The sequence below is a fragment of the Acidisarcina sp. genome, from assembly GCA_035539175.1.
Taxonomy (GTDB): domain Bacteria; phylum Acidobacteriota; class Terriglobia; order Terriglobales; family Acidobacteriaceae; genus JANXZS01.
On record DATLIY010000007.1, the window covers coordinates 774,816 to 789,330 of the forward strand.

Genomic DNA, 14,515 nt, shown 5'->3' on the forward strand with positions numbered 1-14,515 from the left:
TTCCAGGAAGACCATGAAAACTGGCATCATCGGTCTGCCCCAGGTGGGCAAGACCTCCCTCTTTAAGATCCTCACCCGCGCCAAGGTCGAGGAGAAGGCATTCTCGCGCGAAGCGCATATCGGCATTGCAACCGTCCCCGACGATCGGCTGGCAAAACTCGCCGAGCTCTACGACCCTAAGCGAACGATCTACGCGACGGTCGAGTACGCCGACGTGGCCGCCATCGGCCAAGAGGCCCTCAAGGAGACCGCTCTGCTCGCAAACCTGCGCAGTGTGGATGCATTGATCCACGTCCTCCGCGCTTTTGAGGATGACTCCATTCCTCACGTCGGCGAGATCGATCCCCTGCGCGACATTAAAAACGTCGAGTTCGATCTGATGGTCAGCGATCTGACGCAGATCGAGAAGCGCCTGGAGCGACTGGAAAAGGACCTCAAGAAGCAGAAGACCGACGAGCTCATGAAGGAGCAGGCCCTGCTGCTGCGCGCCAAGGCTGCGTTAGAGGAGGAAAAGCCCCTGCGCGAGCTGGAAATGACCTCCGAAGAGAAGAAGCTCATTCGCGGCTTCACCTTCCTCTCGCAGAAGCCCATTCTCTACGTGCTGAATATCTCCGAGAGCACCACCCTCGGCGCGGACCTCGATGCCGCCGTCACCAAGTACAAACTGGACGAAGTCGCCTCGCGGCCCTCGGCTGGCGCCACCGCCATCTGCGGCAAGGTGGAAGCCGAGCTGGCGGAGATGGAAGACGAGGAGGCCGCGGACTTCCTCGAAGGCTATGGATTGAAGGAAAGCGGCCTGCGCAGGCTCATTCGCAAGTCGTATGAACTGCTGGGCCTCATCAGCTTCTTCACCGTCGGCGAGGACGAGTGCCGTGCCTGGACCGTGCCCGTAAACTCACGCGCGCAGGAGGCTGCCGGGGCGATTCACTCCGACCTGGAAAAGCACTTTATCCGCGCGGAAACCATCCACTGGGACACGCTGCTGGCGGAAGGCTCAGAAGCCACGGCACGCTCGCATGGCACGCTGCGCCTTGAAGGAAAGGACTACCTGGTTCAGGATGGCGACGTAATGCACATCCGGCACAGCGGATAGCGTCCGGACCCGGAATGCTGACCCCGAAACCATGTCGCTCAACCCAAGTCACTAACCCCGGTCACTGAAAGTCTCGCGTCTCATGTCCAACTTTCTGCTCTCTCTCACTCTCGGAGCCTGCGCCGCACTCGCCGATATCTTCGGCGGTGTGGTGCTGGTCCGCGCCAACATGGAGAAGAGCTACCTGCGCTATTTTGTTGCACTTGGCGCAGGATTTATGATCGCGGCGGCATTCCTGGAGATGATTCCCGAGAGCTTTCATCTCTCGGAGCGATGGGCCCCGGTGCTGGTGCTGGGCGGTTACTGCGCCATCCACTTTCTTGAGCACACGATTACGCCGCATTTTCACTTTGGAGAGGAGACCCATCCCGGCGAATTCCTCTCCCAGCGCACCAGCTATTCGGTTGCAGGCGGGCTGGCAATCCACGCGCTCTTCGACGGAGTTGCCATCGGCTCCGGCTTCGCGCTCTCGTCCTGGCTGGGCTGGATTCTTTTCTTTGCTGTCTTCCTGCACAAGGTACCGGAGGGGTTCACCGTGGCGTCTGTCATGCTGGCCAGCGGGCGCAGCCGGCCCATGGCGCTCTACTCCTCCGTGCTGCTGGCGCTCACTACTATCGCCGGAGTTCTGCTGATCAACTTCTTCCCTGCATGGGTGCGCGCCGGGTTGCCGCTTTCGGCGGGAGTTGCTATCTACGTGGCGGCTACAGACCTGGTTCCCGAGGTGAACCGCGAACCTGGTATTCGAATGGCGCTGATCTTCTTCGCGGGTGTAGCTATCTTCTTCCTGCTCCGCCTGCTAGCCCCCTCCATCTAAAGTGAAGGGTGGCAATCCGCTTCTATTGAGTTGAGAATACAGTGGATAGAGGAGTACGCCTGGACCCTAATTCGCGATAAGCAAACTATTCGCAGGGATCGCACAGTGCTGCACTGGCTTCTGGCGGTTCCATCCCAGGGCACTGGCGATCTCCTCCGCAAGCGTCTGGGGATCGAATGGTTTGGTCAGCACAGCCACGACGGGGAGCGCCTCCAATTGCCGCCGTTCCGAGGTCAAGGCCTGAGCCGTAAGCAGTAAGACCGGGATATGGGCCGTGACCGTATTGCCCTTGAGCATGGCCAGAGTCGCACGCCCATCCGTGTGAGGCATCTTCATATCGAGGAGAATCGCATCGGGCTGCTCTTGCAACGCCCGCTCCATTCCCTCGCAGGCATCACAGGCCTTGATTACCTCCCATTGCGCAAATAGTTCCATGCAAAGCGCAGCCACTTCCCGTATATCCGCTTCATCGTCGATGATTAAAATGCGTCGCATGCAGAGCCTCGAAATATTACCTTGATTACTATCTGGTAACTTTTACGTGTCCGCCCAGGTAGCAATTACACTCGTCGATATTATCTCGCCGGTCTATACAACCTGATGTACGCACGGTAATACTTTTGGGGTATAACGAATTGCTAACTCCCTCCAGCATCGAGAGTTTCCCCACCGATGGTATGCTTGCTGGCAATAGAAAACCGATTTATGACAACCATTTAGGAGAATCAGGGTGTGGCTACTCGGAATTGACGTCGGCACAGGCGGCACTCGGGCGCTCATCGTAGACGAGCGGGGAAAGGTAATCGCCGCTGCGGCCTGCGAGCATGCCCCCTTCCGCTCGCCGCAGCCGGGATGGGCAGAGCAGGACCCGGAGGACTGGTGGCATGCGGCGCAGGAAGCTATCTCCGGCGCTCTCGCGGCAGCGCGCGTTGCCAGCGGCAACTCCAATCAGCAGATCGACGCCATCGGCCTGACTGGCCAGATGCACGGTGCCGTGGTGCTGGACAGCGATGGCAAGGTGCTGCGGCCAGCGCTCATCTGGTGTGACCAGCGCACCGAAGCCCAATGCGATTGGCTGCACCAGCAACTGGGACGCGAACACCTGATTGAGTTGACCTGCAATCCTGCGCTCCCCAACTTTACCCTCACGAAGTTGCTTTGGATCAAGGACCACGAGCCCCAAGTCTTCGCCTCGATTCGCCACGTCCTCTGCCCCAAGGACTTCGTGCGCTATCGCCTCACCGGAGCCTTTGCCATGGATGTGCAGGAAGCTTCCGGCACCCTGCTGCTCGACGTTGCCAACAGGAAGTGGTCTTCCACTGTGGCCAGGGCTGCCGGCATCCCGGAGGCGTGGCTGCCACAGCTCTTCGAGTCCACGGAGGTATGCGCCCATGTAACCCCGGAAGCCGCTTCGACGCTCGGGCTGGCTCAAGGAACGCCAGTGGTCGCCGGCGCAGGGGACCAGGGGGCAGGCGCTGTCGGCATGGGCATTCTGATGCCGGGCTCGGTTTCGGCAACCATCGGCACCTCGGGCGTGGTCTTCGCCGCAACGGATCGTCCCGTGCGCGATCCCCGGGGTCGGCTGCACACCTTCTGCCATGCTGTTCCCGGGCGCTGGCACGTCATGGGAGTGACGCAATCCGCAGGGCTGTCGTTGCGTTGGTTTCGCGATACCTTTGCGTCGGACACGGATTACGACACACTCACGGCGATGGCTGCCACGGTTGCCGCGGGCAGCAACGGCCTGCTGTGGGCACCCTATCTGCTGGGCGAGCGAACCCCGCATCTGGACTCACAGGCAACCGCGGCTTTCATCGGCGTTACCGCCAGTCACACGCTGGCACATTTTGCACGAGCTGTGCTCGAGGGCGTCGCCTACTCGCTGCGTGACAGCTTCACGCTCTTTGCGGACCTGGGCATTCCGGTAAAGGGAGTGCGGCTTGGAGGGGGCGGAGCGCGCAGTCCGCTCTGGCGCAGTATCCAGGCCAGCGTCTACAACCACGCCGCAGAGATCCTTGCTGCCGAGGAGGGCGGAGCCTTCGGAGCGGCGCTGCTCGCTGGTGTCGGGATTGGGGTCTGGCCAACGGCAGATGCTGCCTGCACCACCACTCTGCAGGTAGCAGAGCGCGTCGAGCCCGATGCTGATGCCGTCCGTGCTTACGACGCAGGCTATCGGATCTACCAGCGACTGTATCCGGCACTGCGCAGCCTGCGCGATAGTTAGACCGCACAGCATCCGCGCAACAGCACCGCGCAACACACCCTTTAGAACAGCAAGGGCGCGGCCTTCCTTTCTTTGGAAAGAAAAGCCGCGCCCTCTTGGATTAGCCCCTCACAGCCGCCGAGGTTTGTGCCGGCCCTACTCCGGTACCTGCCAGCCAGCCATGGTCTGGGAGAGCCTCGCCTTGCCCTGGCCCTCTCCCTTCACTGCCTTGCCCAGCTCCGGGAACACGCTCTGGATGCTTTCCGCCTTTGCCCACATTGGCACGTCCATCAGGGTGTAGTGGTACTCCACCTGCGTCTCAGGAAAGCCGTTTACCTTGACCGGCTCGGTCGAGCTGTCGATGCTTGTCAGCACCCGATGGCCATAGCAGAAGCGGGCGGTTGCACGGGCCCCCGCAACGCTCAGCGTGTAGCGATTCACATGCAGTTCCTTGTCATCGGATTTCTCCAGCATTCCCGCAGCCGTCAAAGCATCCAATTGCTTCGCGGTCACCGGCCCGTCCGTGGTTCCACCCTTGGAACTCACTTCGTAAGGAAAGCGCAGCCCACCCGGAAACAGGCAGTCGTCGTGGCTCGCATAGTAAGTGTTGAGTGCTGCAGTAAAGTTTTCCTTGGTGGCAGCCGTCTTGGACTGGCATCCTGCCGCAAGCAGCAGCAATACGCAGGCAGCCGCGCCTGTTCCAAGTCTCCGCATGTTTCGTCCCATGGTTGTTCCTCGTACCATCTCCTGCTCCTCTTTCCAACGCTGCGGCATGGCGTGTATCGCGCTCCGAGCGAATCCTCATGCTGCCATGCTGGGCGCACCGATGCAAGGGCAGGTCCAGTTGCGGCTTACTTCAAACCAGCGTCGATCATCTTCCCGCGCAATTCTTTTTCCGATTCCGCGCTCCAGTATTTGCAGTCCAGTTGCAGAAATACCGACGTATAGGGAATAGTCATCTTCGACTTCAGCACCAGGATCTTGAACGACTTTCCTGCCTCCGCGACTCTCCCGATGATCTGGTCATGCGGAAGCGTCTGAATGTTTTGCCCATGGAAAAGCTGTGTGATCTGTGTCCGGTACTCCGTCACACCAGGAGCGCTTTTCTCCGGGACGAAAGGCAACTCTGCATCCATGTAGATATTGGATCGGACGTGCGGGGACTTGCCCAGTGCGCTCATCACCGCGCGGATCACTTCCATCTGATCCGCATTCGTCTCTATGGTCTCGATCCCCGGCGAGGTCTGCAGAGGATATGCGGAATCCACAATCAGGATCCAGTTGCGATGTCCCATCAGAGGCAGCGCCGATTCCATCCTCGCCTGCCACTGATTCGGATCGGTGGTGTGAGGCGTCGCGGCGGCCGCGATTGCCGGCATGCTCCCCAGCGAGAGCGCGGTCAACAAGACAGAGCAAAGCGTAGTGCGCATGAGACGAATCCCCCAGAAAAGATCACCATCCTGCGGCTCGACGGGACGCGTTGAACGAGACAGCTTAATCGACTTTGGGCTTGGCGCGGTAGCCATCGCGGGCAATGACGTCGTACTTCAGCGGATGGTGTTTCTCGTCCTGAATGCGCAGCGGCTGTCCCTCGCCATCGATCAGTTCCACCCGCAATTTGCGGTAGGTTCCATCCTGCTTCGAGTTCGTCGGCTTATAGGTCAACTGGTACTGGTTGCGAATCGTGTCGTTGATGGTGTGGAAAATATCCGGCATCTCGCCGGTAAAGCGGGGAAAGAACGACATGCCACCGGTCATCCGGGCAAAGGTGGTCATCTGGTTGTCGGCCTGCAGGAAATCCAGCTGGCCCATCGGCCCCATCATTCCGCGGGATTCCGCCATAAGACGAGCCGCCTGCCCTGTGCCCACGGTAAAGATGGTGACGTTCGGAGTCGCCTTGATCTTCTGCAGGACCTTGTCGAGATTGATCTTGCTGAAGGTGTCCCTGCCGGTGGCGATGAGGACGATGTACTTGCGCCCCTCAATGCGGCTCAAACGGTCCAGCGACTCATAGAGCGCGTCAAACATGTTCGTCTCGCTGAATCCGGGAATCTGGAGAGAGTTCAAGGAGTTGTAGACCACCCTCTTGTCCTGGGTAAAGTCGGTCAGGATCTGGGTGTGCATGTCATAGGTCATCACCGCGACATAGTCGTCGGGCTTCAATTGCTCGGCAAAGCTGTAAGCTGCGTTCCGCATATCCCAGATGAAGTAGTAGCTGTTCGCCGCGAACTCGCAGAGCAGCAAGGCGGTAATGGGCGCCTGTGTCCGCTGGAAACCTACCAGGGGTTGCGCCACACCATCCTCATAAACGCGGAAGTTCTCTTCTTTCAGATTGGGAACGAACTGGTGTGTCTTCTGCAGGATTACTCCGACGTCGACCGTGACAACGGGAACATCGACGTGCAGCGAATACGCGCCCATGCCCGGAGGATTCTTCACCTTAGGCTCAACGGGTGCGGGAGCCTCCTCGGGGGCCGGCCTCTTCTTCGGAATGGCAATCGATCCCGAATCGCCGCCTGGGCCGCCCGCTTCCGGACTCGATTGATCTTCCGGCTTTTGCGGCTGCTGGCTGGCCGGGCCAGTCTGTGCCGCGACACGGCCGGGAAGCAGCCCGAATGGCAGGAGCAGCAGAGCTACCAGCACCAGCAAGATGACCTGGCGCGATACGGCTGGGCGACGGTTGCGTAAGGTCCAGGAACGGCAGCAGATAATCGATGTCATAAACAACCCCAGGATGCATTGGAAGGCGCTGCCCTATGCGGCAGACGCGGTAACAGCTACTCTGTAGACGTGCGAAACCGTATTAAGGAAACATGCCGACTGATTCTTGCCGCAGGCCTCCTGCAATCTGCTGCCTTGCTGGCGCAGACACCCTCCGCTCCACCGCCTTCGAATGCAGGCATTTATCCCCTGGACCAGGTGCATCGTGGTCTGCGAGGAGTAGCGTACACGGTTTTTGAGGGGACGCAACCGGAAGCAATGGATGTCGAGATCCTCGGAGTGTTGAAAGCAGCACTGGGACCCGGCAAGGATATGATCCTGGCGCGACTCCACGGCACCAAACCAGAGTACACCGGCGTGGTAGCGGGGATGAGCGGCAGCCCGGTCTACGTGGATGGCAAACTGCTCGGGGCACTCTCGTATCGTATCGGAGAATTCAGCAAGGAACCCATTGCCGGCATTACCCCAATCGCACAAATGCTGGAGGTGCGCGACGATTCCAGCGCCTCGCATCCCGACGCCGCCAGCCCGGTTGTGGCGTCGCAGGGATTTGTTCCGATTGAAACTCCGCTGGTCCTCTCCGGCTTCAGCCCGCAGGCCATCAAGCTCTGGCAGGATCGCTTTTCCGGAACCGGCATGATGCCGGTCGCCGGAGTGGGAGGCGGTGCCTCCACGCAGCCGCAACCGGAGCCTATCGTCCCCGGCTCGGCCGTCAGCGCCCTGCTGGTGCAAGGCGACCTGCAGATAGCCGCGACCTGCACCGTTACCTATGTCGATAAAGATCAACTGCTGGCGTGCGGACATCCCATCACGCAATTCGGCTCCGTCTCCATTCCCATGACCAAGGCCGTGGTATTGGCGACTCTTCCCTCGCCCCTCAACGCATTCAAGATTGTGAACACCACGGAGACGGTCGGCGCATTCACGGACGACCGGCACTCGGCCATCCGCGGAGTCTTTCACCGCAACGCCAGCATGGTTCCGGTCACCGTCTCCATTCACGGTACGGACCGGCCGCGCGAGCTGCACTTCGAGGTGATCGATCAGCCGCAGATTACGCCCTCCGCGCTGATGGTTTCCGTCTACCAGGCATTGCTGGACTCCAACAGCGTTGGCGGAGACACCAGCTTCCATCTCCGGGGCAATGTCGATCTGGACGGCTACGCCCCGGTTCCGCTGGATAGCTGGATAGCGCCCGCTGAGAACCGGCCTGCCAACCTGAGCGCGGCCGTTATGGTGGGCGAGCGCTTTAGCGAGATCTACAGCAACTCCACCCGGCAAGCCAAAATTCGCGGCGTAACCCTGAACGTCGAAGCTGTTCCCGAGCGGCGGACTCTGCAGCTGGAAGCCGCGCGCACCTCAACCCAGGAGGTTCACGCTGGAGATACGATCACGGTAGAGGCGACCGTGCGCCCCTATCGTGGGCCCGCGCGGAACATTCGGATTCCCGTCAAGCTGCCCGTGTCGCTGCCTGGCGGACCGCTACGCTTACTGGTGAGCGATAGCGCCGCTCTCGACCGCATCACCCAGCCAGCTCTCACCGGAAGCCACCCCCTCGATATGAACGCGACCATTGCCCAGATCGAGGGCATACGTGCCAATGACCGTCTCTACGTCACCCTGCTGATGCCCGGCGCGCAGGCTCTGCTGGAAGGGCGAACCCTTCCGGAACTCCCGATCTCCATGGCGAATGTGCTGGAACCCCTCCGATCCGCCCATGAAATGACGCTTAACGGAGAATCCGCAATTCCGGTAACATCAATACCAGTGGATGCCGTGCTCACCGGTCAGCAAGTTATTTCTTTGCATATTGATTAACTGAGCACCGGCTCTCTCACAATGGCTATTAGGATAATTTCAGGGGTTGCTAAAGAGCGCTCCACTCACTGAGGGCTGGAAGAATTGACATGGGTTCTATAAATGGATTTGCCGCACACGCTGCCGGCGCTGAACTACTGCCTTATAAATATTCGCCTGGTACTTTGAAGGCGCACGAAGTTGAGATTCAGATAACCCACTGCGGGGTCTGTCATAGCGACATCCATCTGATTGACAACGATTGGGGGATGAGTGAATACCCGTTCATCCCCGGCCACGAGATTGTCGGCTCTGTCTCCGCCATAGGCGCGGACGTCAAGACGCTCTCCGTCGGGCAACGTGTCGGCGTTGGCTGGCAGTCGGGTTCCTGCGGCATCTGCGAGTGGTGCCTGCAGGGCAAGGAAAATCTCTGCTTAGAGAGCCAGGCTACCTGCGTCCACCGCAACGGTGGCTATGCGGACGCTATCCGCATCAACAGCCGCTTCGTCATTCCTATGCCGGAAAAGCTGCAGAGTGAAAACGCCGCGCCGCTGCTGTGTGCCGGGATCACTGTCTACAATCCGCTTCGGACTCATGGCGTCAACCCTTCTTCCAGAGTTGGAGTGATTGGAATTGGCGGCCTGGGCCATCTGGCCATCCAGTTTGCCCGCGCATTCGGTGCTGCGGTCACCGCTCTCTCCACCTCCGCTTCAAAGGAAGCAGAGGCGCTGGAACTCGGCGCGCATCACTTTGTGAACACGCGGGAGACCAAGTCGCTCAAGGCCCTGGCCGGGTCCTTCGACTTCATTCTGTCCACGACCAATGCCGATCAGGACTGGTCCGCATATGTAACGGCTCTTCGCCCCACCGGCACGTTCTGCTTTGTCGGCGCTCCGGAAAAGCCGGCATCTCTGCCGATATTCCCCCTCATCTCGGGGCAAAAGAGCGTCGCCGGCAGCAATATCGGCAGCCCCCTGATGCTGCGCGAAATGCTGGATGTAGCCGCACGTCACGGCATCCAGGCCAAAACAGAGCGCTTTGCCATGGCCAAGGTCAACGACGCCATCGCCCGGGTGAAAAAGAATCAGGTACGCTATCGTGCCGTTCTGATAAACAGCTGACGCATGCAGGGCAGCGAGTCAGCAGGCAGCGGGATTACCCGTTCCGGCTGACTCCGCCACTTGCGGGCTCGCCGCTCTAGTAGACTCCAATCAGCATGATGCGAAATTCGCTGGTCCCTTCCGTCGCCCTGCTTCTCCTTGCACCCTTGTTCTCCGCTCCCTGCCGCTCGCTGGCTCAGGGGACGAAGCAATGGACCCAATCCCGCTTTGAGGAGTTTCAGAAGGGCACGCCGCAATCGGTGACGATCCGCAACGATGGCGTCCTGGAAGCCGGAAACGAGGCGCACGAACTGCTGACGACGCCCTCGACCTACATCTGGTCGATCAGCTCCGACCCTCTCGGCAATGCCTATCTGGGCACCGGCGCACCCGCTACCGTTCTTGAGATCAGCCCCGGCGGAAAGCTCACCACCCTCTTCGAGACCAAGGACCTCTCGGTGCAATCCGTGCGCGTAGGGCCGGATGGCGCGGTCTATGCAGCGACACTGCCCAAAGGCCGCATCTATCGGCTCCAGGCGGGACAAGGCAAAGCCGCGAACGATGAAACCGCCAAGGTCATCTTTGATCCGGAGACAACGCAGGAGAAACCCCGCTATATCTGGGATATGGCCTTCGATGCCCAGGGCAGGCTCTACATCGCCACGGGCGGACCCGGCGCGATCTACCGCTGGGATCCTGCGAAACCATCTGCCAAGGCGGAGCTCTTTTTCAAGAGTGACGAGCCGCACATCCGCTGCCTGGCCTTCGCGCCCGACGGCAGCCTGATCGCCGGTTCGGACGGCAGCGGACTCATCTACCGCGTCGACAAGGCCGGTCAGGGCTTCGTACTCTTCGATGCTCCCCGCCGGGAGATTACCGCGCTGGCTGTCAGCCCCTCTGGCACCATTTATGCCGCGAACGTTGGCGATAAGAACCGCAGCAGCCTGCCTCCGCTACCCGTCCAGGGGAATGCCGTCGTCAGCACCACCATCACCCTGGTGCAGCCGGGATCCATTCAGACCTTCAACGGCAACACCATCATTCCCGATGGCACAGAGATCTTCGAAGTGCCTGTCTCCGGAGCCCCACGCTCCCTGTGGTCGAGCCGCGACGACATCGTCTACGCGGTCCGCTCGACGCCCCAGGGCCTGTTGGCCGCGAGCGGGAATCGCGGACGGATCTATCGCATAGAAGATCGCGGCAAGTACGCCGATATCGCGCATCTGAAGGCATCGCAGGCAGTCGGATTCGCAGATGCGCCCGGCGGCCTCTTTGTCGCCACCAGCAACATCGGCAAGCTGTACCGCATCGACAAAGCGCCGGCAGCCGAGGCCACCTACCAGAGCGATGTCTTCGACGCTGCTCTCTTCTCTCGCTGGGGACGCGCGGAGACAGAAGACGCTACACCCGGCAAGTTCGACCTGTACGCGCGGAGCGGCAACGTGGAAAACCCCGAGCGCGGCTGGAGCCCGTGGCAGAGAGTGGCCCCGGACCAGGCTACGATCGGAGTGCCTTCGGCGCGCTTTGTGCAGTGGAAGGCGATAATGCGTCCCGGGGCGCATCTTGGAAGGGTCACCCTCAACTACCTGCCAGTGAACGTCGCGCCGGTGGTGGACGAAATCGTTGTGCAGCAAGGAGCACGCGTCAATCCGCAGGCCCAGGCCCAGCCTTCGACCACCGTCTCGATTACCTTTCCTTCGGTGCAGAGCAACATCGTCAGCTTCTCCCCGGATCCCGGCACGGCGCCTCTTGCCGCGGTCAAGGATCGCACGGCCATCACCGCCAGATGGGCAGCACACGACGACAACGGCGATGACATGGTCTTTGATGTCTACTATCGCGGAGAGCAGGAACAGCGATGGCTGCTGCTGAAGCGGAACGTGACCGACCGCTATCTCTCATTTGACACAGCGACGGTGCCAGATGGCGCGTACCGGATCAAAGTCGTGGCCCGGGACACCCCCTCGCACAACCCCGGCGAAGACCTGCGCGGCGAGCGGGAGAGCGACCTGTTCCTGGTCGACACGGCGCCACCGGTAGTTTCAGGATTCGCGGCAAAGCTTGAGGGCAACACCATCCATGCCACTTTGGACGCAGCCGACACAACCACCGCCATCGGACACGCAGAGTACTCTGTAGATGCGGGGCCCTGGCAGTATCTGGAGCCGGTGGGGGCTCTGTCCGACTCGCTTCGCGAACACTACGACTTCCGCGCCAACGTGCCTTCGCTCGCCGATCTGGCCTCATCCGACAAGAAGCTGACGGACGACAAATCCAGCGGCGCTGCTCACGAACACATCCTCACGGTTCGCGTCTATGACCGGAGAGAGAATGGAACAGCAGCAAAGATTGTGGTGCGTTAAGCGGCTATCGTAAGGTTTAGAAAGTGCTGCCTGATTTTTTTGAGAACGCTGTCTGGAAACTGGTCTGAGCAAGAATGTCTTTTGAACTCTTTATTGCGGCGCGATATCTGCGAGCCAAGCGGCGGCAGGCGGTGGTCGGAGTCATCACCGTCATCTCCATCCTGGGAGTAGCGGCGGGAGTCGCCTCGCTCATCATCGCTCTCGCCATCACCAATGGAATGCGCCGCGATCTGCAGGCCCGCCTGCTCGGTTCCACCGCCCACGTTGAACTGATGCGCGTGCAGAGCGATGGCATCCGCGACTGGCGGCCACTGACCGAGCGGCTCCGGCAATTGAAGCATGTCACCGCCGCCGCACCCGGACTCTATGGCCAGGTTCTCATCTCCCGCGGAGCCCGCTCGGGAGGCGTGCTGGTCAAGGGCATTCTGCCCGAGCAGGAACGCACGGTCAGCGACCTGCTCGACAAGGTGACGGCAGGCAGCACCCAGCCGCTGGAGCAGGCAGACGCACCCCTGACAGCCGAAGACCAGCCCGGCAACCGCAGCGAACCGCCGCTGGTGATCGGCTACGATCTGGCCGATACTCTCGATGTAAAGGTGGGCTCGTCGGTGATGGTGACCAGCCCTCAGGGCGAGCTCACGCCATTAGGCATCGTGCCGAAGTACCAGCGTTTTCGCGTGGTGGGCATCTTTCACTCCGGCTTCTACCAATACGACTCCAGTATGGCGTTTCTGCGCTTAAAAGACGCGCAGGCTCTCTTTGGAGAGCCAGACCTCGTATCCGTTATCTCCTTTAAGGTGGATGATCTGTACCACGCCGACCGTGTTGGCAAAGAGATCGAGGCAGCGGCGGGCCCCGGCTTCCTGACGACCAACTGGATGGAGCAGAACCGCGAGCTCTTCCGTGCCCTGCGTCTGGAGCAGATTGTCACCTTTATCGTCATCGGCCTGATTGTCTGCGTGGCTGCGCTCAATATCCTCATCGCCCTGACCATGATGGTGATGGAGAAGACGCGCGACATCGCTGTCCTGATGTCCTTTGGCGTTCAGCCGGCGCAGATCCGGCGCATCTTCCTGTTGCAGGGATTGCTGATCAGCGTGCTGGGAACCGCGATTGGCCTGGCCCTGGGATACTCCCTGTCCTGGATCGGCGGGCACTACCGCTTCATCCATCTCTCTGCCGAGGTCTATTCCATCGACTATCTTCCCTTCGCTGCGCGCTGGATCGATGGCTTGATTGTTGCCGTCGTCTCGCTCTCCGTATCGCTGCTGGCCACGCTCTACCCCTCGGCCTCCGCAGCGCGAATTGCACCCGCGGAAGCGCTCCGCTACGAATAGCAATGGCCCGAATAAGAATTACGAATAGCACGATAGTTCACCATCCGGACGGTCCCCTCTCGATTTCTGCCGATTAGAATAGAGAGTATGGACGCTTCATCCTCTGTCAATGCCTCGCAATCCGGCCTTCCACTGGCCCCTGGCCTGATAACCGATCTGGTTCCATTGGTGCGCGTGGAGGCATTGCACAAGGAGTACATCACGGGCCGCGGCCGGCTGGTTCTGTTTGATGGCGTTAGCTTTGAGGTGCGGAAAGGCGACCTGCTCGCCATTGTGGGGCAGTCCGGCGCCGGCAAGAGCACGCTTCTGCACATGCTCGGAGCGCTTGATACCCCTTCCAGCGGTAACGTATACTGCGCCTCAAATCATTTGGCGTCACTGTCCGCCAAAGAGGCAGCGATATTCCGCAACCGCGAAATTGGCTACGTTTGGCAATTTCACTACCTGTTGCCCGAGTTCACAGCGCTGGAGAACGTAGCCATGCCGCTGCTGGCCCGGGGAGAATCGAAGGCAAATGCCTTCAGAAGCGCGGAGAAATGGTTGGATGAGGTCGATCTTGGAGATAGGGCGAGTCACCGGGCCGGAGAGCTCTCCGGTGGCGAGCAGCAGAGGGTTTCGCTCGCCCGGGCCCTGGTTACGGGTCCAAAACTCCTCCTTGCCGACGAGCCAACCGGAGATCTGGACATCCAAACCGCGGAAACGGTGTTTAACCTGATTGAGCGGCTGCACCACAGCCACGGCCTGACGTCGTTGATCGTCACTCACAATCTGGCCCTGGCGCGGCGATGTTCCAGGGTTTTACGGCTGGAAAAGGGCCAGATGGAAGAAGTGTCTCCGCTCGAGGTTTAATGCGGAGCAAAGTCGGCTTTGAACCGTTTTTGTTCGAACTGCGTCTTAAAGAACAGAAGGATGCAGGGCAGGCAGGAAGGCTAAAACCGCCTGATCCAGGGGAAATCTCTCCTGGGACAGGCGACCGGAAATGCCAAACCAGGCTACCGGCAGCCAACCTAAATCGTCTCTTTTGAGCGAAATAGCTGTTCGCAAAGAGACAGGCAGGAAATTGGAGCTTTCGCTGCTGTATACGCTG

General features: G+C 60.2%; 12 protein-coding genes. 8 read left to right on the forward strand and 4 right to left on the reverse strand.

The features are described 5' to 3' along the window. Nucleotides 1–13: 13 nt before the first annotated feature. Together ychF and VM554_05985 are read left to right on the forward strand one after the other, a co-directional pair. Nucleotides 14–1,093, forward strand: coding sequence for a redox-regulated ATPase YchF (gene ychF / locus VM554_05980; GenBank protein HVJ07912.1), 1,080 nt, complete (start codon nucleotides 14–16; stop codon nucleotides 1,091–1,093). An 82-nt stretch (nucleotides 1,094–1,175) separates the two neighbouring features. Next, the gene (locus VM554_05985; protein HVJ07913.1) at nucleotides 1,176–1,907 is read left to right on the forward strand and encodes a ZIP family metal transporter; all 732 of its coding nucleotides are present in this window, start codon (nucleotides 1,176–1,178) and stop codon (nucleotides 1,905–1,907) included. A 66-nt stretch (nucleotides 1,908–1,973) separates the two neighbouring features. On the opposite strand, the gene VM554_05990 is transcribed toward VM554_05985, so the two are convergent. Continuing rightward, nucleotides 1,974–2,402 carry a response regulator gene (locus VM554_05990; GenBank protein ID HVJ07914.1) on the reverse strand — a complete coding sequence of 143 codons (429 nt, stop codon included), beginning with the start codon at nucleotides 2,400–2,402 and terminating at the stop codon, nucleotides 1,974–1,976. Nucleotides 2,403–2,637: 235 nt separating this feature from the next. Here VM554_05990 and xylB point away from each other — a divergent pair, with 235 nt between their 5' ends. Then, complete coding sequence (gene xylB, locus VM554_05995; protein ID HVJ07915.1) at nucleotides 2,638–4,131, forward strand: xylulokinase; 1,494 nt, start codon at nucleotides 2,638–2,640, stop codon at nucleotides 4,129–4,131. A gap of 135 nt (nucleotides 4,132–4,266) precedes the next feature. Here the strand turns inward: xylB and VM554_06000 are convergent, their stop codons facing one another. From VM554_06000 to VM554_06010, 3 genes are all read right to left on the reverse strand, one after another. Then, nucleotides 4,267–4,884, reverse strand: a complete 618-nt coding sequence (locus VM554_06000; GenBank protein HVJ07916.1) for a hypothetical protein — start codon at nucleotides 4,882–4,884, stop codon at nucleotides 4,267–4,269. A 77-nt stretch (nucleotides 4,885–4,961) separates the two neighbouring features. After that, nucleotides 4,962–5,540, reverse strand: a complete 579-nt coding sequence (locus VM554_06005; protein HVJ07917.1) for an RbsD/FucU domain-containing protein — start codon at nucleotides 5,538–5,540, stop codon at nucleotides 4,962–4,964. A 64-nt stretch (nucleotides 5,541–5,604) separates the two neighbouring features. After that, a complete protein-coding gene (locus VM554_06010; GenBank protein ID HVJ07918.1) occupies nucleotides 5,605–6,831 on the reverse strand; it encodes a VWA domain-containing protein in 1,227 nt (408 codons plus the stop codon). A gap of 69 nt (nucleotides 6,832–6,900) precedes the next feature. Here VM554_06010 and VM554_06015 point away from each other — a divergent pair, with 69 nt between their 5' ends. The 5 genes from VM554_06015 to VM554_06035 all read left to right on the forward strand — a co-directional run bounded on the left by VM554_06015 (nucleotide 6,901) and on the right by VM554_06035 (nucleotide 14,277). Further along, the gene (locus VM554_06015; protein ID HVJ07919.1) at nucleotides 6,901–8,649 is read left to right on the forward strand and encodes a SpoIVB peptidase S55 domain-containing protein; all 1,749 of its coding nucleotides are present in this window, start codon (nucleotides 6,901–6,903) and stop codon (nucleotides 8,647–8,649) included. Between the two features lie 89 nt (nucleotides 8,650–8,738). Next, on the forward strand, nucleotides 8,739–9,749 hold the full coding sequence (locus tag VM554_06020) for an NAD(P)-dependent alcohol dehydrogenase (GenBank protein ID HVJ07920.1): 1,011 nt from the start codon (nucleotides 8,739–8,741) through the stop codon (nucleotides 9,747–9,749). A gap of 95 nt (nucleotides 9,750–9,844) precedes the next feature. Beyond that, nucleotides 9,845–12,091, forward strand: a complete 2,247-nt coding sequence (locus tag VM554_06025) for a WD40 repeat domain-containing protein (protein ID HVJ07921.1) — start codon at nucleotides 9,845–9,847, stop codon at nucleotides 12,089–12,091. Nucleotides 12,092–12,165: 74 nt separating this feature from the next. Then, nucleotides 12,166–13,428: an FtsX-like permease family protein gene (locus VM554_06030; protein ID HVJ07922.1), complete on the forward strand. Its 1,263-nt coding sequence runs from the start codon at nucleotides 12,166–12,168 to the stop codon at nucleotides 13,426–13,428. 87 nt (nucleotides 13,429–13,515) lie between these two features. Then, nucleotides 13,516–14,277 carry an ABC transporter ATP-binding protein gene (locus VM554_06035; GenBank protein HVJ07923.1) on the forward strand — a complete coding sequence of 254 codons (762 nt, stop codon included), beginning with the start codon at nucleotides 13,516–13,518 and terminating at the stop codon, nucleotides 14,275–14,277. The last annotated feature ends 238 nt before the right edge of the window (nucleotides 14,278–14,515 follow it).